This is a genomic window from Mucilaginibacter phyllosphaerae (assembly GCF_004378255.1).
In the GTDB taxonomy this organism is placed as follows: Bacteria; Bacteroidota; Bacteroidia; order Sphingobacteriales; family Sphingobacteriaceae; genus Mucilaginibacter; species Mucilaginibacter phyllosphaerae.
Window position 1 is genome coordinate 142,779 of sequence record NZ_SNQG01000004.1, and the last position, 21,029, is coordinate 163,807.

Sequence of the window (21,029 nt, forward strand, 5' to 3'; positions counted from 1 at the left end):
GTATTTTATCTAAAGCCCCTCTGTTTTAGAGAGGGGTTGTGGTAAGGCTTTTTATTTCAATGAAAAAAACTCTGCAATAGGGCCCAGTGCCAGGGCAGGGAAATAGGATAACGCGTTTAATACCAGTATCACAGCAAAGGTCATCAGCCCGAAGGTTACCGTATCGGTTTTAAGCGTGCCGGCAGATTCTGGAATGAATTTCTTTTGCCCAAGCAAACCTGCTATAGCCACAGGGCCTATAATTGGCAGGAAGCGGCCCAGCAGCATCACAATGCCTGTAGATACGTTCCAAAAAATGTTGTTATCGCCCAAACCTTCAAAGCCCGATCCGTTGTTGGCGTTGGCTGAGGTCATCTCATAAAGCATCTCACTAAAGCCATGGAAACCGGGGTTGTTTAACCATGCCGATGGTTTAACGGCCCAGGCGGCATTGCCGTGGTTGGTGAATACATAAGCGGCTATGGCTGTACCCGCCATAATTAAAAACGGACTCAGCAGGGTTATCAAAGCGGCTATCTTTACTTCCCGGGCCTCCACCTTGTGGCCTAAAAATTCCGGGGTACGGCCAACCATCAGGCCGGATATAAACACGGCGATGATGAGGTAGATAAAGTAGTTTAATACACCCACACCGCAGCCACCAAAGAAGCCGTTGATCATCATACCCAGCAGTTGCCATAAACCGGTAAGGGCCATCGTACTATCGTGCATGCCGTTAACCGAACCTGTTGATACAATAGTGGTAAAAGTACTCCAATAGGCTGTCGCGGTTGGCCCAAAGCGTACTTCCTTGCCCTCCATAGCGCCGGTTGGCTGTATAATGCCCATTTTGGCAATGGCGGGGTTGCCGCCGGTTTCGCTGCCGATGCTTGGGATAAGCAGTAGCAGGGCGCCAATCATCATCACCCCAAAAATTACCCAACCCAGTTTTTTGCGGCGGATAAAATAACCGAAGCATAACACCATGGCAATAGGGATGATCATCTGCGAAGTGATCTCTACCATGTTAGTGAGGTAGTTGGGGTTTTCCAGCGGGTGGGCAGAGTTTGCACCAAACCAGCCGCCACCATTTGTGCCCAGGTGCTTAATGGCTATCATTTGTGCTGCCGGGCCGCGCGATACATGCACGGTATCGCCCTGCAGGGATATGAATTGATCTTTACCGGCGTAGCTGCTTGGCGTACCGTTAAAGGTTAATATTAAAGCTATTATAGCCGATAAGGGCAGCAATAAGCGGGTAATGGCTTTTATAAAGTAATTCCAAAAGTTACCGATATCGTTAGTGGTTTTATCGCGGAAGGCTTTAAACAAACCTACAGCGCAAGCTATACCTGTTGCGGCACTTACAAAGTGCAGAAACATAAATATAAAGTGCTGTATGAGGTAGCTGGCGCCGCTTTCGCCGCTGTAGTGCTGCAGGTTACAGTTAACTACAAAGCTAATGATGGTGTTAAAGGCCAGGTCGGCGGTCATGCCGGGGTTACCATCCGGGTTAAGGGGTAGCTTATCCTGGTACATCAACACAAAAAAGCCGTAAACCAACCAAAGCAGGTTGATGCACATCATGGCTTTTAAAAACTGTTTCCAGTTCATGGGTTCGTTGGGGTTGATGCCGGATAGCTTGTAGATGCCGTTTTCTAAAGGCTTCATAAAGTCGGTCCAAACCTTTTCGCCGGCAAACATTTTTGCCAGGTATTTGCCCAGTGGTATGCCTATAACCAGCATCAGGGCAAATGAGGCAATAATTCCAAATAGTTCTGTGTTCATTGTTTGTTCAGGTTAAAAGTTTTCGGGTTTAAGCAGTACATATACTATGTATAAAAAAACTGCGATAGAGATAATGAATAGTGCTATCATGTTGCGTTAGATTTTTTCGAACCAGTCGATAGATTTGAAAATAACCCACCAGCCGACGAGGATGGCGAGGAAGAGAAGTATGGTGATCATTATAGTATTGTTTTGCCCACCCATGCCAATAGCGATGCCGTTTACGGAAATTTATCTATAAGTGGTTGATTGATAAATATTTGTATATTTCAAAAAATCTGATTAAATAAAAAACCCTTCCATTTTGGAAGGGTTTTTTATCGTTTTGGAAGAGGAGGGGTGTATGCCGGCGGGTTGCCCGCCTGTTAGGAATGCGCTATACCGGCCTATTTCTGCATCACCATAACGCCATTCATAATTACGGTGCTGCCGCCATCGGCAACAATGTTATAAACTTTTTGGGTGCCACCGGCGTGTTCAGATCTTAACAGCACGGTAAAGCTTTCGTATTGGCCGGTTTGCTCGTTAAGGCATAATACATCCTGCCCTAAGGCAATGTCGCCAATTTTTTGGTTACCCTGTTTGGTTAGCATAGGGTGGTTTGGCGTGGCCTGCAATACCTTGCTGTTTAACAGGATGTTGTTGCCATTAACCTGTGCCGATACCAGTACCAGTTTGGTTAAGGCATAATTTTTAGCATCGTGCGTGGTTAGTTCTTTTACCTTTACGGCAGATGATACCTTTGTAGCCGGATCAACGGTAATTACCTCATCGCCGCTTTTTACATCTTTTAAAAGTTTTTTGGCGCCATTGGCCATCGTTACCATTTCATCACCGGGGAAACAGATATCATTACCATAAGTGGCCGACTCTTCTTTCAGATCCTTACCGCCGTTAAGCAGTTTGTATTGCTGAAAGCTAAACTCTTTAGAGAGTACGTAAGATAGCTTCAGAATAAAGTTAGTTTCTACCTTGTTGATATTGTCTATATCCAGAAAATATTGTTCCCAAACTTTGCCGTCAGCGGTAAAATCGGGCACCAAGGCTTTGTACAGTTTACCTTTTTCATTAGTATAGAAAACCATGGTCCCAATTTCCTGCATACCTTCTTTAGCGATCAGTTTATACAGGTCTATCCGTTTTTTAAGGCCGTCGCTGCCGGTAATAAAGTAAGGCTTGCGGCCCTCATAACGGTCGAGTATGTAAGTGTTCTCAAACTTTACATAGGTGTCCTTATCCAGATCGGCAATGTTAAAGGTTTGTGCTTTGGTATATTCGGCCATCGTAAGCGGCCTGGGCGTTACGGTTTGTGCCCGGCTCATTAAAACCGAGCCTGCAAATAATAGTGTTAGTGTAAGTTTACGCATGTTTTTAATAGAGGGTCAGGATTATAAAGAGTCAGGAATCAAGACAGAAAAAAAAATAAAGTCGTTTATGCGTTCTGTTTCTTGTAGATTGGTTTTTGTCTGTTTTTCAATTAAGATATTTCTTTAAAGGCGGCTGCAAACGCTTCCATCTCGTCCATGCGGCCGATGGAAATGCGGCACCAGTCCTTGCCATTCAGTTTCCAGTCGCGGATGCCTACGCTGCGTTTAAACATTTCGGTACTGAATTTTTTGCCGTCCATTTTTATCGGGAACATCACAAAATTCGCTGATGAAGGGATGTAGTCATACCCCTCTTGCTTTAATACCGAATAAAGGTATTCTTTAGATTCATTGGTTTTTTTAAGGGTTTCGGCTAAAAAATCTTTTTCCTGGTAAGCAGCAAGGGCAGCGGCCAGCGTAGTAGAACTGATATTAAAACCCGCGCTCGAATATTTTTTAAGCATCGTTATCGTTTCGGGCTGTGCAATGGCATAACCTAAACGCAGGCCGGCAAAGCCATAAAGTTTAGAGAAGGTGCGCGCCACAATAATATTGTTGCCGGCCTTTAGCTGCCCTATCATGGTAGCTGCCTGGGCATCGGGCAGGTAATCTATATAAGCTTCATCAACAAATACCATTGTTTTTTTGGATACGCGTTCGCAAAAGGCTTTCAGTTTGGCGGTATCTACAACGGTTGCAGTTGGGTTATTGGGGTTGCAAATGTAAACCATGCCGGTATTGGCATCTACCTTTGCTTCCATGGCATCAAGGTCTAACTTATAATCGGCAGTAAGCGGTACTTTTACCCATTTGCCGTCAAATTCCTCGGCATAGGTTGGCAGGTCATCGTAAGATGGGTCGCCGGTGATCACACTTTTGCCACCTTTTGTGTAGCACAATGCAGCAGCATGTAACAACGGGGTGGAGCCCGAATCCATCACGATATTTTTTAACGCCACACCCTCATAGGCGGCAATTTTGCCCGATAGCTGCGACATCATCATAAACGGGTACTGGTAACTTTTATCAAGCGCATCTGCAATGGCTTTTTTAGCGGCGGGCGAAGGGCCGAAGGGGTTTTCATTTGCCAGTAACCGCGCCTTCAGGTCAAACGGGCCGGATAGCGCGGCTTCGCTATCTGTTAATGCGCGGGTTGACCTGAGCATGCGTTTAGGCATGGCCGATAGTTTACCGATGGTGCCCGAACAAAAAGCCAGTCCCCCGGCTATAAAAGCGCTGGATCTGATCCAGTTTCTGCGGTTAATTGAGTTTGCCATTGTAAAGTATTTTTAGTTTCAGTTAGTTTTTAAGTTTAGTTTATTTTTGTGCCGGGTATTGTATCCTTTGCTCACTTACCCTGGCATGTATGGCCGCAACCGTGCTGCGTGCCGATTCAAATGCGCCGGCCATCCAGGCGTTTAGGTAAGTAAGGTGCTCGCCTGCAAAATATACCTGTTTATAGGGCTTCAGCAGGGCCGGGTACTGGTTTTTACGGGTATCGGTATTGTAAACCGCCCAGCCGCCCAGGCTGTACTTGGTTTTATGCCAGCTTACCGAAAACGAATTTTCAAATTCCTGATCATACTGCGGATGGATCAGCCTGCCTTTCTCCAGCGCAAACTTTTCGCGTTCGGCAAAATTTAAGTTGCCAATTTTTTGTGCTTTTTCATTAAAGTTATAATAACCTATCAAAATGCCCTTTTTACCCAGATAATCATAAGAAGGGTAAAAAACCTGCGTCAGATCGTTATTGGTGTGGGTGATGCCGCCATAAATATGCTCGTCCTCTTCCCAAAAACGGCGCTTAAACTGCAGGCCTATCTTCCCGGTGGGGATGTAGCCGATATAATCTATCGCCCGGCTTACATCACCTGCAAAATTGTGGTTGATATTACTTAAAACCGGCAGGGGCAGGGTGCAGATGCACAGGTCGGCAGTAAGTTCGTGTTTGCCTGCGGCATCGGTATAAACAACCTTCACACCCTCGGGCAGGTTGGTAATATCGGTAACCTCAGCGCCCGTCTTTAAAAACGGTGAGATCTTTTTCTCCAATGCCGATGCTATCTTATCCATGCCGCCAATTGCCTGGAACATGGTCATCTGTAATTCGTAGGTATATTCGGCAACGTTGTAAAAATCCGGGTCCATCAGGCCCGAGCGGATCAGATCGGCCAGTTTATGCGGGTCGCCAATTCTGCCGGGCTTATCACCGGCTCCGTACATTTCGGTATAGCCACGCCTGGCAGATGCTTTGTACAATTTATCCACATCCAGCCCGCCTTCGGCTTTAAGGTATTCGATCACCTTTTCGGCATCTTCTTTGGTAAGGGCGCTATCCAGCCCGCCGTGGTCGATGCTTTTGGCCAGCATTTCGGCCATGTAACCGCGGATATCGTTATGCACCTCGCGCACCTTTATTTTTTTGTTGGATAAGGGGCCTTTGCCTTCTGCAAAATAATAAGCGCCTTCGTTTATATTGTTGTAAACCTGTATGGGCACGCCCAGTTCCTTACAATAGTGCAGGGTAAGTTGGTGGTTATGCGGTATGCGCGATGGGCCTGCATTAAAGTACTGGCCTTCGTCAAAACGGGCGGTGGCGGTTGGGTTATCAGTTTCTGTTTGGGTGCTGCCGTTGCGGATGCTCCAGCAGCGGCCGCCGGTGCGTTTGCGGGCTTCTAATATAGTGCAGCGGTAACCCAGTTTGGTTAATTCGTAGGCGCAGGTCATGCCGGCTAAACCGGCGCCTAATATTACAATGTGTTTGCCGTTGCCGCTGCCTTGTAAATTAAAGGCATGCGCCGGGGCGGGGCGTAAAAGCCCTAAAGCCATCATAGCAGGATAGGTGCCGCCGGCCAGCATAGCGCCTTTGCCCAAAAAATCTCTCCGGGTAATTGTTTTCAATACAAAATCAATATTATAGTTAGTTGGCTAAAGATAGTTTATTTTGCTTTTTTATAAAACTACGTATCAAAAATTTTAATTATGATAATATCCACCAAACTAATATACATTTTTAGTAAAATAACGGGTGAGGATTTTAAGAAGAGTATAGATTTTTTAATTGTTATTTGCTTTAGGTGTAATTATCTATTTTATTAAATTTGGCTCAGTATTTATCCATTTAAGCTATTATACCCATGCAGGAAGCATCGCCGTTAAACCAGGTTGCAGAATTTCATAAAACATTTAAACACCCGGTTTTAAACCAGCCCACCATACCCGCTAAAGCCCGCTGCGACCTGCGTGTTGCCTTACTGGCCGAAGAAGTAAAAGAACTGCAGGAAGCCATTGCCGATAATAACCTGGTAGAAATTGCCGATGCCCTGTGCGATATTCAATACGTACTGGCGGGTGCCATACTGGAGTTTGGCCTGGGCGAAAAATTTAAGGCTTTGTTTGATGAAGTGCACCGATCTAACATGAGCAAGGCCTGTAACACCATAGAAGAAGCCAACCAAACCATAGCCCACTACCTGCAGAAAGACGGCAGCGAAGCCAACTATAAAGAAGAGGGATCGAAGTTTTTAGTGTTCCGCACGGCAGATAATAAAACCTTAAAGTCGGTTAACTATTCACCGGCAGATCTGAAGGGTTTGTTGTTGTAGGGGCTGAGTTAATATTAAAAAACCTCTTAGCATTTTCTAAGAGGTTTTTTTATGCTCAAAAATTACGTGAAAACACCCTGCTTTTTAGCTGGTAAATGCTTTATCTTTAGGTTTTAAACCTAAAACCTGGCGTTATGGATCAGTTAACCACTTTTCTCAATAAAAAAAATTCGGACCTGGAGCTTTCCTACCTGCAGATCAGGAAGGCGGTAGGGGTGCTCGGCATCATATTACCCATAATAATCGTAGCCGGTACATTCATTTTTGGCAAGTGCAAAACCATCGAGCCTTCCATCAGCGATTATTACTATACTATTATGGGCAATGTGCTGGTTGGTATCTTATGCGGGGTATCGCTGTTTTTATACTCGTATAAGGGAATTGATAACTGGGACAGGGTAGCGAGTAATTTAGCCTGCGTATTTGCCCTGGGCATAGCTTTCTTCCCTACCAATTACGATCATTGCAGCCATTGCATCCGTTGTAAGATAATCTCAAGAGATAATAACGATCTGCGGAGTATAATCCATTTTGGATCGGCCGCCTTATTTTTTATCGTGCTGGCGTGCATGTCGTTATTTTTATTTACCCGCACCAAAAATAAAGGGCAAATGACCCGGCAAAAACGTAAACGCAACCTGGTTTACCGTATATGCGGTATCATTATGCTGCTTGCCATCGGCACCATAGCCTTGTTAAAAGTAACCAGCCTGGGTACGCTTATTGTGGCCTATAACCCCGTTTTTTGGTTAGAAACCATTGCGTTATGGGCTTTTGGCTCATCGTGGTTAATAAAGGGGGAATTTTTGCTGAAGGATGATTGAGCCGCCGAGCTTCCTAAATAGTTATGGCAACCCTCTCTCAAACATAATATAAAAGCCACATTTTAAGCGTTGATTTAACCATTTATCAGATTTGGATAGGTTTGCCATGTTAACCAGCGGATGCAGGGTTTACTTGTTGTTAATGGCATTGTACCGGCCAGCGGTATCTACAGAGGGGGTATTTCCATTTCATTATCTTTACTTCCTTAAACATAATTCAACAGTTGCTTGTTTAATGGCCGGCAGGGTATAATCAGTAATAATGGTAAGTAATACAGTGATCTGTATAAGGCATAAACCAGTTACAGGCCCGACATTTGCAGGTATCATCCTATATTAAAATCAATACAGATCATGAAATACAGAACGTTAGGTAAATTCGGGCCCGAGGTATCTGCCCTGGGCTTAGGTTGCATGGGTTTAAGTTTTGGTTACGGCCCGGCCACGGATAAGCATGAGGCCATTAAATTGCTGCGGGATGCATTTGAATTGGGCGTTACCTTTTTTGATACCGCAGAAGTTTATGGCCCCTACACGAATGAAGAACTGTTGGGCGAAGCGCTGGCACCGTTCCGTAATGAAGTGGTTATTGCTACCAAGTTTGGCTTTAAAGATGCTATTAGCGCTAAAGGGATGGATAGCCGCCCCGAAAATATCCGCCGGGTAACCGAGGATGCATTAAAGCGCTTAAAAACCGACCGGATAGATTTGCTTTACCAGCACCGGGTAGACCCCAATGTGCCTATTGAGGATGTTGCCGGCACGGTTAAAGAATTAATTGCAGCAGGGAAGGTAAAGCACTTTGGCCTGTCTGAGGCGGGTGTGCAAAGCATCCGTAAGGCGCACGCGGTACAGCCCGTAACAGCCCTGCAAAGCGAATACTCGCTTTGGTGGAGAGAGCCCGAAAACGAGATTATACCCACCCTGCAGGAACTGGGGATTGCATTTGTGCCTTTTAGCCCGCTTGGCAGGGGTTTTCTTACCGGTGCTATTAACAAAGATACCCGGTTTGACAGCAGCGATTTTAGGAACACTGTGCCCCGTTTTTCGGCCGACGCCCGCAAGGCAAACCAGGCGATGGTAGATCTGCTGGCAAATATAGCGCAAAGCAAAAACGCCGCCCCTGCACAAATTGCGCTGGCATGGCTGCTTGCCAAAAAACCATGGATAGTGCCTATCCCCGGCACTACAAAATTACACCGTTTAAAAGAGAACCTGGGTGCCATTGATTTAGAATTAGCCCCGGCCGACCTTACCCGGATAGAAGAGGCTGCCTCTGCCATCCAAATTGAAGGTGCAAGATATTCTCAGCAGGCACAAAACATGGTTGGCAAATAAGTGTTATGACTGATGAATAAAGAGGGAATATAAATGGGCTTTACCCTGTTAAAGCAAACAACATATTTAGCAAATAAAAACGTTGGATATTAATTTTTTATATAAGTAAATTACATAACCAATAAGGGGCGTAGTATTATAGCTGGCTCTACCAATCATTTTTAATAAACCGGTAATTGATACATCATTAATAACTTTATCCAATGATCAATTTAAATGTAAATCAAAAAGCGTATCAGGTTGATGCCGACCCCAATATGCCATTACTGTGGGTAATAAGGGACATTATCGGGCTAACCGGTACCAAATATGGCTGCGGTGTTGCCCAGTGCGGGGCCTGTACGGTGCATTTAAACGGCGAGGCGGTACGGTCATGCGTAACCAGGGTAAGCCGGGCCGAAGGCCAAAAGGTGGTTACCATTGAGGGCCTGTCTGCCAATAACAGCCACCCGGCACAGGTGGCCTGGAACGAAGAGAATGTACCCCAATGCGGTTATTGCCATTCCGGGCAGATCATGTCTGCAGCGGTTCTTCTGCGCGAAAACCCCGACCCCAGCGATGAGGATATCGATGCGGCAATGGCCGGTAACATTTGCCGCTGCGGCACCTACCTGCGCATCCGTAAAGCCATCCACCTGGCTGCCGGCTTACAAAGAAAGGAGAACGCCAGCTGATGAAACAGCAATCAAATTCGCACAAATATAGCGGTACCATCAGGGCATTTACGGTTGTAGGTGTACTGTTATCTGTCATCTGTATCATGGCCTTCGGTATAGATGCCGGTAAGCACACAGCCGCGCCTTTAAATTTAACCGTTAAAAAAGATAGCGTTGCATCTGTAAAGGCCTTTAAACAGGTTTACACGGTGCTGATGAGCGCACGATGTATGAATTGCCATCCATCGGGTAATATCCCCTTACAGGGAGATGACAGCCATTTGCACGTCATGTCTCCCCGGCGCGGGGTAGACGGCAAAGGTGTTTACGCCATGAAATGTGCCAACTGCCACCAGGCTACCAATACCCCCGGGCTGCACACGCCTCCCGGTAACCCCAACTGGCATTTGCCGCCTGCCAGCATGAAAATGGTGTTTCAGGGCAAAACGCCGCGCCAGCTGGCCCAACAATTGGTAAACCCTAAGCAAAATGGTAATAAGGACCTTAAAAAATTAATAGAACATGCAGATGACGGCCTGGTGCTTGCCGGCTGGAACCCCGGCGAGGGCCGTACGCTACCGCCCATAAGCCACGCCGCATTTAAAAAAGCATGGATCACCTGGCTTACCACCGGGGCCTATGCGCCAAAAGATAAATAGCCCCGGTTTAAATTTATTCGTATCACACACAAATTAACTATTATGAGTACAGGTACCCTATCCAGAAGAGACTTTTTGCGGGCCGGTGGCATCACCGGGGCTGCACTTTGTTTGGGTTTTTCTTTTTCATCAGATGGTAAAGAAGCTAAAGTGATAGTAGCTGCAGATGCAGACCGGCAGGCTATTGAAATGAATGCCTGGATAAAGATAGATGCAGACGGAAAGGTTACCCTGGTAGATCACCGGGCCGAGATGGGGCAGGGTTCTTATCAGTCGGTACCACAAATTATTGCCGAAGAACTGGAGGTAGACTTGAAAGATATACAGGTTATTTTTGCCCAGGGCGATCCTAAAAAGTATGGCGGCCAGATAACAGGGGGCAGCTCTACCGTGCGCGATTCTTACAAAAAGCTTTTAAAATTAAGCGCTACCGCGCGCGAGGTGCTTATTGCCGCTGCCGCCGCAAAATGGCAGGTTGCCGCAACAGCATGTTACGCGCAGGCCGGCCACGTTATTAACAGGTCATCCGGTAAAAAATTCCATTACGGCGAATTGGTGGCAGCCGCTTCTAAACTGCCGGCACCCCAAAATATCGTGTTAAAAAAACGGTCGGATTATAAGCTGATAGGCAAACCGCTGCATCGTAAGGATACACCCTTAAAAACAAATGGTGCCGCCGTTTTTGGTTTAGATAAAAAATTACCGGGCATGCTTTATGCCGTTGTAGAACGTAACCCAAGGTTTCGTGGTAAGGTAAAAAGCTTTGATGCTGTTGCCGCTAAAAAGGTTGCCGGTGTTAAGGATGTTTTTACGGTTAAAATGGAGGTTTTTAACACCATACGCGAGGGCGTTGCCGTGGTAGCCACTAGTACCTGGGCAGCTATGCAGGGCCGTAAAGCTTTAAAGGTGGTGTGGGATGACAGCGGGTTTGAGCATATCAACATAGCCGATATTTATACGCGCCAGCAGCAGGAACTGAAAAAGGAGGGTATCTCGTTTAAAAAACAGGGCGACCCGGACAGCGCCCTTGCACAAGCTGCAAATGCGCTTGATGTGGTTTACCAAACCCCTTACCAGGCCCACAGCGCTATGGAACCCCTGAATTGTATTGCCCATTATCAAAAAGATAAGGTAGAGATTTGGGGGCCTATCCAGGCGCCGGATTGGGTGCAGGGCAACATTAGCCAAAAATTTGGTGTGCCGATAGATAACGTACGGGTAAATATGACATTTTTGGGCGGCGGTTTCGGCCGCAAGGCTTTTTTAGATTATCCTTATGAGGCTACCATGATATCTAAGCATATTGGCGGGCCGGTGCAGGTTGTATGGAGCAGGGAAGATGATACCACCCAGGGGCCTTACCGTGCAGGTGTATCCTACCGCGCGCAGGGCGCCATTACCAACGGAGAGATAAGTGCTGTCAAATTCAGAATGGCGGGCCAAAATATAGATCATTGGAGCAACCCTAAAAGAGGGGTAGCTAATGACAGCACCACCGAAGGCTTTTTAGCGCCGTATTTTGCAAGTATTAAAAATATAAGCTTTGCCGATGTGCCGTTCGAGATCCCGATCCCGAATATGTGGTGGCGATCGGTATATGCGTCTACAAACGGCTTCGCTTACGAAAGTTTTATGAACGAGCTGGCGCACCAGGCAGGCAAGGACCCGCTTGCCTTCAGGCGGGTTTACTTAAAGGATGACCGCTGCCAAAAGCTTATTGATAAAATGGAGGAGATCTCCGGCTATAAGGACCGGAAAAAGGGCGACGGTTTTGGCGTAGCCATTACCGAGTGTTTTGGCACCACCGTTGGGCAGGTTGTTAAAGTATCGCGCGAAAACGGCGGAAAGATCAAAATAGATAAAGTTTGGGCCGTGGTAGACTGCGGCTGGTATGTTAATCCCGATATTATACAGGCACAGGTAGAAGGTTCGGTACTGATGGCGCTTGGCGCTGCTACCATGCACGAGATCACATTTAAAGAGGGTGTGGCCGAGCAGCAAAACTTTTATAACTACCCCATGCCCCGTATAAATGATATGCCGCAAGTAATAGTGCATGTAATAGACAACGATGCGGATGCAGGCGGCGTTGGCGAACCGGGCTTACCGCCATTTGCACCTGCACTAACCGAGGCGATATTTGATTTAACCGGTAAGCGCATCAGGAAACTGCCTTTTGATATGGCTAACGTTTAATTTAAAGGGAGTTTTTTTGAAAGAACTGTATGAAATTGTAAGCGCTTATGACCGTGCCCTGCAACTGGGCGAACAAACGGCCTTAGCCACAGTGGTGCAGGTAGAAGGTTCTTCTTACCGGCGTGCCGGCGCCCGTATGCTGGTTACCGATAGCGGCAATATTACCGGTGCCATCAGCGGGGGATGCCTGGAGGGGGATGCCCTGCGTAAGGCAAGAATGGCAATGCACCAGCAAAAGCCTGTGCTGGTAACCTATGATACCACCGATGATGACGACGCCAGGTTTGGCGTTGGCTTAGGTTGTAACGGCATTATTCATATTTTAATTGAGCCCATCAATAGCGGGCAGCCTAATAACCCGGTTGATTTTTTTAAGCGGTTTTTAAGTAAACGCCGGCCGGCGGTGCTGCTAACGGTTTTTAATACCGAAGACAGGCATGCACCGCAATACGGCACCTGCTTGATTTTTGATAAAGTTGGCGGGAATACGGGGGCGCTGCCGGCAGATACCATTAGCGAAGCTATTTTGGTTGATGCGGCCCATGTGCTTGATAACGGGAATTCAGCAACAAAAACTTATTATTATCAAAACAACTACACTTGCTTTATTGAATTACTGCAACCCGCTGTAGCGCTGGTTATAGCCGGGGCGGGTAATGATGCCATACCTTTGGTGCAAATGGCCAAATTACTGGGCTGGCAGGTAACCGTAGTAGATGGCCGCGCAAATTACGCAACTTCTTTACGGTTTCCGCAGGCAGATAAGCTGGTTGTTGCCAAACCCGCCGAAGTAACAGCGCTGGTACCCGCAGATGAACGTACCGTTTTTATGCTGATGACCCATAATTACAACTACGATACGGCTTTGCTGCGTTGCCTGCTGCCCCTTCAATTAAATTATATAGGCATACTGGGCCCTAAAAAAAGGCTTAACCGTATGCTGGACGAGATTATGCCCGGCTGTAGCGTCCCCAACCATTTATTCGGCCCGGCAGGCCTGGATACCGGGTCGGAAAATGCGGAAGAGATCGCCCTGGCTATCCTGGCAGAGATTCAAGCCGTTTTAAATAAGCGCAATGCCGCCCATTTAAAAACCAAACCTGTTATACATGATCGTGCGGAACAAAAGAACCGCGTTTGACCTGTTCAAACGCGGTTGGTGACCTGGGAGAGGCTCTAACTCTCGACCAGGTTATAAGTTTTCTTCTTTATCAATCTGTTGAATAACACCACTACCCACAATCTTATCACCTTCAAGAATAGTAAATGCGTCGCCCCTTTTTAAGTTTTGACGGATATGCTTGGATGGCAAAAGTTTTATGAATGCGGTTGCCGTGCCTCCGGGTTCTAATTCTTTTAAGGTAGGAAAAGAAATCTCACCAGAAAAATGTTTTAAAGTGCTAAATGAAAATGAAGGACGGTAATTGTTAGATACAGGCTTTCTTCTGCCTCCGTTTTCAGTAGGGAAAAGTGAAAGCGTTGCTGTGAAATTATATGCAATTTTATGTTGTATCATAATATTTCCGTATTTACAAAATTAACACAATTATTGAAAATTGGCAAGTTATCTTCATGTATCGTTATAGCCTCGTAGCCATCTAACGGCATATCTGTATGTGGGGTTTTATTAAACTTTACTTTATTTACATTGATGGTTAATAAATATACGTATGGCGGATCGTATTCCCTTAATTTTGAATTTTCAACAAATTCTCTTATTGCTTCTAATGATTTAAAGAATTGTTTTGCTTCAAGCGTATTTTCACCTGTTCGAAACTGATCATCAATGTCAAAATCATCTTTTTCCATTTGTGAAATAACCCGGTATAATTTTATCATTTAAGATTAGGTATTGATAAGCTGACAAATATAAATAACAAAGCCCTTCAGTAAAGTACTGAGGGCTTTATGTTACTTAAGTGACCTGGGAGAGGCTCGAACTCTCGACCCACTGATTAAGAGTCAGTTGCTCTACCGGCTGAGCTACCAAGTCGTGGTAAAGACGGGCTGTCTTAAACGGGATGCAAATAAACGCTTTTTTAGCTATAAATAAAGTGTTTTGGGTAAAAATTAATTCAATTAGCAAAGAACATAAAATAGAGATTTCAACATGCGTCAGGTTTAAGTGCGTCACTAAGTGCGTCAGTTAAGCCATTTTTATGTTCAAATCTTGCGTCAGTAACCAAAATACCGAACCCAAAATCGTAACAAGTAGATGCCTAAAAAATAGGTCATACATCATGTATTATTCAAATGGGATAAGGTATCGTTTATATAGCGGTGCTAACCTCAACATCCCAATCTATCCCAATAAAGCAACCTCAGTAGCAGAAAGAAATAAGTTATTAAGCAAGCTCCTATTTGAGATTAATAAAAGCTTGGAAACTGGATATATTTCGGAAGTAATTTCTAAGATTGAGCCGAATAAGGTAGAGAAAATCATAATAACCAAAACCACTGAACAAGCTTTTCGGGATGTTGAATACGCAAAGATGACAAGTCCATTAAGCTATGACTACAAAAAAGAACTAAAACGACTTGTTGATGATTTCCTTAAATTTCTCACTAAGGATGAAAAAGCCGACGACATTAAAAACCTCGAACAACAACGGGTTGAAGACTTTTTAAACCAACACAAAGCAACCAGCACTTACTACATGGGGCGGCGTAGAATGTTAAGTGTGTTCTTTGCTGAATTTATAAGGAAAAAACTTATCACCGATAATTTAAGTAAGAACGCACCGAGGCTAAAAACAAAGGCGGCTCTACATAAAATTTACACTAAAGAGCAATTAACAACTATCCTCCAATTTCTTAAAGTCAATAACGAAGACCTATATATTTGCTGCTTACTTGCGTACTGTTGCATGTTACGCCCACATCAAGAAATTAGGCTTTTAAGAATGAAACACTTCAACGATAGTTTTACTTCAATATCGCTATCAGGGGCAGAAAATAAAAGCGGTCGGGTTAGAGTGGTATCAATACCTGAATACCTGCAACCCCTAATAAAACAAAGGTTACAATCAGTACACGACCCTGAAATCAACCTGTTTACGCTAACCCAATCAACGTATAATGATTATTACTTTAACTTAATTTGGTCAAGGTTAAAACCCGCAATGTATAAGCAAGGCATACTTCAAAAAGACCAAACGATTTACTCATTTCGTCATACCGCCGCCGTCGATGTTTATAACAGGACTAAAGACATTCACATAATTCAACAGTTGATGGGACACTCAACCATGATAGTAAGCTTGAATTATTTGAGAGGATTAGGTGAGTTGAATAGTCAGCAATTAAAGGATGCTTTGCCTGTTCTACACTTAGACTAAGCCCCTTCCCCCTGTACAATCCCCACGGGTATCCGGGTATACCACCCCCGCCGAAGGGGGCCCGGTTATTCCAGAGCGAGTTAAAACGACAACTGCCACTCAAATTTGAGTAGAAACAAAAGTCTTTTTAAAAACACGACCAGTTTATTAAATTATAAAGTTTGCTTCAAAATTTTTTTTTGAAAAAATCATTACATTAATTAGCGTTGTGGTATGATTACCATCGACTAAATAATTCTAATAAATTCCACCAATTAAAATAACTTAGCTTACTTGAACTATTCAGAACAGAACCGTTTACTTTATTATTTAACGAACTGAAAATGAGCTTTAATAAGATACTTGACAAATACAGAAGAATATCATTTTCAGAACGGGATAAGGGTAATAGGTTTGAAAGGTTGATGCAAGCATACCTTCAAACAGACCCTAAGTATTCTTACTTATTTAAAAAAGTTTGGTTGTGGAACGAATTTCCGGGTAAACGAGACTTGGGTAGCGGCGATACGGGAATTGATTTAGTTTCGATGACTCATGACGGTGATTATTGGGCTATACAATGTAAATGTCATCAAGAAAGCTCGATAATTGATAAACCCGCAGTTGATTCATTTCTTTCAACTTCAAGCCGTAAGTTTAAAGACGAAGACTTAAAAACTACTGGATTCGCTCATAGACTTTGGATGTCAACGACTAACCATTGGGGCGCAAATGCCACCGAAGCAATAAAAAATCAACATCCTCCGGTTACGAGAATTAACTTATCTGATTTACAAGATGCTCCGGTTGACTGGACAAAATTAGAAGAAGGCGTGCATGGTGAAGGGTCTCGTTTGGCAAAGCACCCTATCAAAGCACATCAAAAAGAAGCCTTACAAAAAACCAACCTACACTTCACAGCAAATGACAGAGGTAAACTTATTATGGCTTGCGGAACTGGCAAAACATTTACGTCCCTGCGAATTGCTGAGAATGAGACTAAAGGCAAAGGGCTGGTATTGTTTTTAGTGCCTTCTATTGCTTTAGTTGGGCAAACCCTTAGAGAATGGTCAGCACATGCAATGGAGCCTATCAACGCAGTTTGTATTTGTTCCGACCCCGAAATTAGCCGAAAGAAAACACAGCATGACGATAGTGATGGTTTTAGTGTAGTCGATTTAGCTTTGCCAGCCTCAACTAACGTTAGTGAGATTCTTCATCAATTTAACCAAATAAAAGGTAGCGGTAATAATGGATTAACGGTTGTTTTCTCTACCTATCAATCAATAGAAGTTATATCAAAGGCTCAAAAAGAACTAACGAAACTAAATGATGGCTTTGATGAATTTGATTTAATTATTTGCGATGAAGCGCACCGTACTACCGGGGTATCATTAGCAGGGGATGATGAATCAGCATTTACAAAAGTCCATGACAACAGTTTTATAAAGGCAAAGAAGCGGCTTTACATGACCGCTACGCCACGTTTATACAGCGACGATACTAAGAGCAAGGCAGCACAAGCAGAGGCGGTTTTATGCTCGATGGATGACGTAAAGCTTTATGGTGAAGAAATTTATAGAATAGGGTTTGGTGAAGCCGTTGAAAGGGATTTGCTTACTGATTATAAGGTTTTAATTTTAACCCTAAGTGATAAAGATGTTCCGCCAGCTATACAAAAAATGATAGCCGGGTACGAGAGTGAAATTAACACCGATGATGCTTCTAAGCTAATTGGTTGTATTAATGCTTTATCCAAGCAAATTTTGGGTGACGAGGGTATAATAAAAGATACTGACCCTAACCCGATGCGCAGGGCTGTGGCGTTTTGCCAAAGCATAGCTGCCTCAAAGAAGATTACGGAGACATTTAATTCTACAACCGAAGTTTATACAAGCTCTCTGCCTGCCGAAAAGAGAGAGCAAATGGTTTCGGTATCATCTGAGCATATTGACGGCACAATGTCGGCTCCTAAACGGGATGAATTACTTAGTTGGTTAAAGGCTGACACAGAAAATAACGAGTGCCGGATACTTACAAACGTGCGCTGCCTAAGCGAAGGGGTTGATGTTCCTTCATTAGATGCGGTAATGTTCCTTTCAGCAAGAAACTCTCAGGTAGATGTGGTGCAATCCGTTGGACGGGTGATGCGCCGGGCACCCGGTAAAAAGTATGGTTACATTATAATTCCGGTTGTTGTTCCCTCCGATATAGAAGCCGACAGGGCACTCGATGATAACGAACGATACAAAGTAGTGTGGACTGTTTTGAATGCCTTACGTGCCCACGATGACCGGTTTAACGCCACAGTAAATAAGCTCGAATTAAACAAAAAGCGACCGGAACAGATTTTAGTTGCCAAGCCGGAATATTCGTTTGACAATGAAGGTTCTCCAATGTTGGCAGAGCCGGAAGAGCCGTATGGCAACGGGACTACCAATAGTAATGATATCCGTAATCAATTGGCATTACAATTTGAGCAACTACAGAATGTGGTGTTCGCCCGAATGGTGCAGAAAGTTGGCGACCGCAGATATTGGGAGCAATGGGCAAAAAATGTAGCTGAGATTGCAGAGCGTCAGGTGGAACGAATCAATCGATTAATAAATCAAGATTCTATTCACCGAGAAGCCTTTGCTGATTTTCTTGAAGGACTGCGAAAAAACATCAATCCGAGCATAACACCTTTGGAAGCAGTGGAAATGCTCTCGCAGCATGTTATTACAAAACCTGTTTTCGAAGCTTTATTTGAAAACTATTCATTTGTTAGCAACAATCCCATATCAATATCAATGCAGAATATGCTTGATTTACTTGAAAATCAAACCATAGAAAAGGATACTGAAACCCTGCAAAAGTTTTATGATTCAGTTAAAATGCGAGCGTCAGGAATTGATAATGCGGAAGGCAAACAACGAATAATCATAGAACTTTACGACAAATTTTTTAAGTCAGCTTTTCCTAAAATGGTTGAGCAACTTGGTATTGTATATACACCAGTCGAAATTGTTGACTTCATTATTTATTCAGTTAACGACATTTTGAAAAGCGAATTCGGGAGGAGTATTAGCGACGACAATATTCATGTTCTTGACCCCTTTACAGGAACTGGTACGTTTATTACTCGATTAATACAAAGTGGATTAATTGGAAAAAAAGACTTAAATAGAAAGTATAAAAGTGAATTACATGCCAATGAAATCGTTTTATTAGCTTACTATATTGCAGCTGTCAATATCGAAAATGCCTATCATGATGTGGCAATTGAAATGGATTATGAAGCTTTTAATGGTATTTGTTTAACAGATACTTTTCAATTAGGGGAGACTGATGGAAACTATAAGCTTCACAAAGATATGTTCCCTCAAAACTCTGAACGTGTTCAACAGCAGAAAAAATCGCAATTAAAGGTAATTATGGGGAATCCGCCATATTCCGTTGGTCAAAAATCCGCAAATGATAATGCTCAAAATCAGAAGTACGAAAAGTTGGATACACGGATTTCCGCAACATACGCCAAGCAATCTGTGGCAACACTCCAAAATTCCTTATATAATTCTTACATGAAAGCATTCCGCTGGAGCACCGATAGATTGGGTGAAGAAGGTGGGGTCATTTGTTTTGTTACCGATGGGGGATGGATTGAAAACAATTCAACTGATGGATTTAGAAAGTGCTTAGAACAGGAATTTAGCTCAATTTATGTATTTAATTTGCGAGGAAACGCTCATGGAAGTGGAGAACTTAGAAAGAAAGAAGCGGGCAATGTGTTCGGTTCTGGTTCCCGAACCACAGTAGCCATAACTTTGTTGGTTAAAAACCCTTTAATTAAATCAGAAAAAGCGAAGATATTCTATCATGATATTGGTGATTACCTTGGTGTAAGTGAAAAGTTGAACTTAATTAAAAAGCGTAAGACCATTAGCGATTCGGAAATGAAGTGGGTGCAAGTCTTATCCGATGAGCATGGAGATTGGATAAGTAAGCGAAATAGTGCTTTCGAAGCATTCATACCACTTGGTGATAAAAAAGACGAAAAAATGAATGCTTTTTTTGTTCCCTTTTATAGTAATGGAATAAAGTCAAATAGGGATGCATGGGTGTATGGGTTTAATAAACGTCGTGTTGAGAGTAACATGAAGGAAACTATTTCCATTTATAATACGGAAGTTAACAGGTTTATAGTGCAGCCTAAAAGCAATCGAGAATTAGCTGCGGACTCATTTATTGACTTTAATAATAAAATGATTACGTGGACAAGAGAAATTAAATGGGATTTTGAAAAGAAAAAATTACATGAATTTCGTCCTAACTGCATGACCGTTGCGATGTATCGCCCCTTTACAAAAATGAATTATTATTTCAATAAAGATTGGAATAACACTGTTTATCAAATACCGAAACTTTTTCCTAATAGTGTTGAAAATAAAGTCATTTGCGTTTCAGGAACGTCGGTGTTAATGTCTAACCTAATACCAGATTTGCATTTTAATGGTGATACACAAGCTTTTCCACTATATTATTACGAGGAACGTCAAAAACAAGCTCTCGGTTTATTTGATAAACCGGGAAGTAGCGAATACATTAAACGAGATGGCTTGAGTGGCTTCATACTAAATAGAGCAGTTGTCCAGTACGGTAAAACTGTTACCAAAGATGATATCTTTTATTATGTGTATGGATTTTTGCATAATCAGACGTACCGAACTTTTTTCGCTACTGACTTAAAAAAGATGTTACCCCGTTTACCCTTAGTCGACGACATACGAGATTTTTGGAAATTCAGCAAGGCTGGCAGAGAATTGGCAGAGCTACATATCAATTATGAAGGAGTAGCTGCTTTTAAAGAAGTCAATGTGATAGGCACCGATGACGGGTTTTATAAGGTTGAAAAAATGCGATTTATAAAAAAAGACCAAAAGGACATAATACTTTTCAATAGTAAAATCCGAATTGAAAATATTCCATTACAAGCCTATGAGTACATTGTTAACGGTAAAAGTGCGATTGAATGGGTAATGGAGCGTTACGCTATTACCACGCACAAAGACAGCGGCATAATTAATGACCCTAATGATTGGTGCGTCGAAGTCGGCAACCCCCGCTATATTTTAGACCTACTGCTGAGCGTAATCAACGTAAGTATGCAAACTGTGAAAATTGTAGAAAGTCTCCCTTTGGTGAACTTTGAATAGTATGTTTCATGCTTAATTTATTGAGCTTTAGTGCCTGACGGGACTAAGCAAAATAAAAAATCATACCTATCTCTTCCGTCCAATTTATTGAGCTTAGGTTGCGGT

At 43.5% G+C, this 21,029-nt stretch carries 16 protein-coding genes and 1 tRNA gene; 9 read left to right on the forward strand and 8 right to left on the reverse strand.

The annotated features are described in order from the left end of the window. Positions 1-51: 51 nt before the first annotated feature. The 5 genes from kdpA to E2R65_RS11755 all read right to left on the reverse strand — a co-directional run bounded on the left by kdpA (position 52) and on the right by E2R65_RS11755 (position 6,035). Entirely contained in the window at positions 52-1,767 is a 1,716-nt protein-coding gene (gene kdpA / locus E2R65_RS11735; protein ID WP_134336672.1) for a potassium-transporting ATPase subunit KdpA, read from the reverse strand. Between the two features lie 12 nt (positions 1,768-1,779). Beyond that, positions 1,780-1,857 carry a potassium-transporting ATPase subunit F gene (locus tag E2R65_RS20010; protein WP_134336999.1) on the reverse strand — a complete coding sequence of 26 codons (78 nt, stop codon included), beginning with the start codon at positions 1,855-1,857 and terminating at the stop codon, positions 1,780-1,782. A gap of 296 nt (positions 1,858-2,153) precedes the next feature. After that, positions 2,154-3,134 (reverse strand): Hint domain-containing protein, encoded by a 981-nt coding sequence (locus E2R65_RS11745; RefSeq protein ID WP_134336673.1) that lies wholly within the window; start codon positions 3,132-3,134, stop codon positions 2,154-2,156. Between the two features lie 110 nt (positions 3,135-3,244). Next, complete coding sequence (locus E2R65_RS11750; protein ID WP_134336674.1) at positions 3,245-4,411, reverse strand: pyridoxal phosphate-dependent aminotransferase; 1,167 nt, start codon at positions 4,409-4,411, stop codon at positions 3,245-3,247. Between the two features lie 40 nt (positions 4,412-4,451). Continuing rightward, positions 4,452-6,035: a flavin monoamine oxidase family protein gene (locus E2R65_RS11755; protein ID WP_204986306.1), complete on the reverse strand. Its 1,584-nt coding sequence runs from the start codon at positions 6,033-6,035 to the stop codon at positions 4,452-4,454. A 236-nt stretch (positions 6,036-6,271) separates the two neighbouring features. On the opposite strand from E2R65_RS11755, the gene E2R65_RS11760 reads away from it, so the two are divergent. From E2R65_RS11760 to E2R65_RS11790, 7 genes are all read left to right on the forward strand, one after another. Continuing rightward, positions 6,272-6,739, forward strand: coding sequence for a pyrophosphohydrolase domain-containing protein (locus tag E2R65_RS11760; protein WP_134336675.1), 468 nt, complete (start codon positions 6,272-6,274; stop codon positions 6,737-6,739). 134 nt (positions 6,740-6,873) lie between these two features. Beyond that, positions 6,874-7,563 (forward strand): hypothetical protein, encoded by a 690-nt coding sequence (locus E2R65_RS11765; RefSeq protein WP_134336676.1) that lies wholly within the window; start codon positions 6,874-6,876, stop codon positions 7,561-7,563. Positions 7,564-7,917: 354 nt separating this feature from the next. Further along, entirely contained in the window at positions 7,918-8,901 is a 984-nt protein-coding gene (locus tag E2R65_RS11770; protein ID WP_134336677.1) for an aldo/keto reductase, read from the forward strand. A gap of 203 nt (positions 8,902-9,104) precedes the next feature. Continuing rightward, positions 9,105-9,575, forward strand: a complete 471-nt coding sequence (locus E2R65_RS11775) for a (2Fe-2S)-binding protein (protein WP_134336678.1) — start codon at positions 9,105-9,107, stop codon at positions 9,573-9,575. Beyond that, positions 9,575-10,216 carry a hypothetical protein gene (locus E2R65_RS11780; protein ID WP_134336679.1) on the forward strand — a complete coding sequence of 214 codons (642 nt, stop codon included), beginning with the start codon at positions 9,575-9,577 and terminating at the stop codon, positions 10,214-10,216. Before E2R65_RS11775 ends, E2R65_RS11780 begins: the two co-directional genes overlap by 1 nt. 42 nt (positions 10,217-10,258) lie before the next feature. Beyond that, positions 10,259-12,412 carry a molybdopterin cofactor-binding domain-containing protein gene (locus E2R65_RS11785; protein ID WP_134336680.1) on the forward strand — a complete coding sequence of 718 codons (2,154 nt, stop codon included), beginning with the start codon at positions 10,259-10,261 and terminating at the stop codon, positions 12,410-12,412. A gap of 16 nt (positions 12,413-12,428) precedes the next feature. Next, the gene (locus tag E2R65_RS11790) at positions 12,429-13,553 is read left to right on the forward strand and encodes an XdhC family protein (RefSeq protein WP_134336681.1); all 1,125 of its coding nucleotides are present in this window, start codon (positions 12,429-12,431) and stop codon (positions 13,551-13,553) included. A gap of 51 nt (positions 13,554-13,604) precedes the next feature. On the opposite strand, the gene E2R65_RS11795 is transcribed toward E2R65_RS11790, so the two are convergent. The 3 genes from E2R65_RS11795 to E2R65_RS11805 all read right to left on the reverse strand — a co-directional run bounded on the left by E2R65_RS11795 (position 13,605) and on the right by E2R65_RS11805 (position 14,405). Continuing rightward, entirely contained in the window at positions 13,605-13,928 is a 324-nt protein-coding gene (locus E2R65_RS11795; protein WP_134336682.1) for an EF-Tu C-terminal domain-related protein, read from the reverse strand. After that, the gene (locus E2R65_RS11800; RefSeq protein WP_134336683.1) at positions 13,925-14,221 is read right to left on the reverse strand and encodes a hypothetical protein; all 297 of its coding nucleotides are present in this window, start codon (positions 14,219-14,221) and stop codon (positions 13,925-13,927) included. The genes E2R65_RS11795 and E2R65_RS11800 overlap by 4 nt, the downstream gene beginning before the upstream one ends. Positions 14,222-14,332: 111 nt before the next feature. Continuing rightward, positions 14,333-14,405: transfer RNA gene (locus E2R65_RS11805), tRNA-Lys, on the reverse strand. 247 nt (positions 14,406-14,652) lie between these two features. On the opposite strand from E2R65_RS11805, the gene E2R65_RS11810 reads away from it, so the two are divergent. Then, positions 14,653-15,750: a tyrosine-type recombinase/integrase gene (locus E2R65_RS11810; RefSeq protein ID WP_158285268.1), complete on the forward strand. Its 1,098-nt coding sequence runs from the start codon at positions 14,653-14,655 to the stop codon at positions 15,748-15,750. Between the two features lie 323 nt (positions 15,751-16,073). Further along, the gene (locus E2R65_RS11815) at positions 16,074-20,924 is read left to right on the forward strand and encodes a DEAD/DEAH box helicase (protein WP_134336685.1); all 4,851 of its coding nucleotides are present in this window, start codon (positions 16,074-16,076) and stop codon (positions 20,922-20,924) included. Positions 20,925-21,029 lie beyond the last annotated feature (105 nt).

Excerpts from the sequence above, each read along its gene's own strand:
- kdpA (WP_134336672.1), bottom strand. The coding sequence starts at position 1,767 with ATGAACACAGAACTATTTGGAATTATTGCCTCATTTGCCCTGATGCTG.
- E2R65_RS20010 (WP_134336999.1), bottom strand. The coding sequence starts at position 1,857 with ATGATAGCACTATTCATTATCTCTATCGCAGTTTTTTTATACATAGTA.
- E2R65_RS11750 (WP_134336674.1), bottom strand. The coding sequence starts at position 4,411 with ATGGCAAACTCAATTAACCGCAGAAACTGGATCAGATCCAGCGCTTTT.
- E2R65_RS11800 (WP_134336683.1), bottom strand. The coding sequence starts at position 14,221 with ATGGAAAAAGATGATTTTGACATTGATGATCAGTTTCGAACAGGTGAA.
- E2R65_RS11785 (WP_134336680.1), top strand. The coding sequence starts at position 10,259 with ATGAGTACAGGTACCCTATCCAGAAGAGACTTTTTGCGGGCCGGTGGC.
- E2R65_RS11795 (WP_134336682.1), bottom strand. The coding sequence starts at position 13,928 with ATGATACAACATAAAATTGCATATAATTTCACAGCAACGCTTTCACTT.
- E2R65_RS11770 (WP_134336677.1), top strand. The coding sequence starts at position 7,918 with ATGAAATACAGAACGTTAGGTAAATTCGGGCCCGAGGTATCTGCCCTG.
- E2R65_RS11745 (WP_134336673.1), bottom strand. The coding sequence starts at position 3,134 with ATGCGTAAACTTACACTAACACTATTATTTGCAGGCTCGGTTTTAATG.
- E2R65_RS11775 (WP_134336678.1), top strand. The coding sequence starts at position 9,105 with ATGATCAATTTAAATGTAAATCAAAAAGCGTATCAGGTTGATGCCGAC.
- E2R65_RS11810 (WP_158285268.1), top strand. The coding sequence starts at position 14,653 with ATGTATTATTCAAATGGGATAAGGTATCGTTTATATAGCGGTGCTAAC.
- E2R65_RS11815 (WP_134336685.1), top strand. The coding sequence starts at position 16,074 with ATGAGCTTTAATAAGATACTTGACAAATACAGAAGAATATCATTTTCA.
- E2R65_RS11765 (WP_134336676.1), top strand. The coding sequence starts at position 6,874 with ATGGATCAGTTAACCACTTTTCTCAATAAAAAAAATTCGGACCTGGAG.
- E2R65_RS11760 (WP_134336675.1), top strand. The coding sequence starts at position 6,272 with ATGCAGGAAGCATCGCCGTTAAACCAGGTTGCAGAATTTCATAAAACA.
- E2R65_RS11780 (WP_134336679.1), top strand. The coding sequence starts at position 9,575 with ATGAAACAGCAATCAAATTCGCACAAATATAGCGGTACCATCAGGGCA.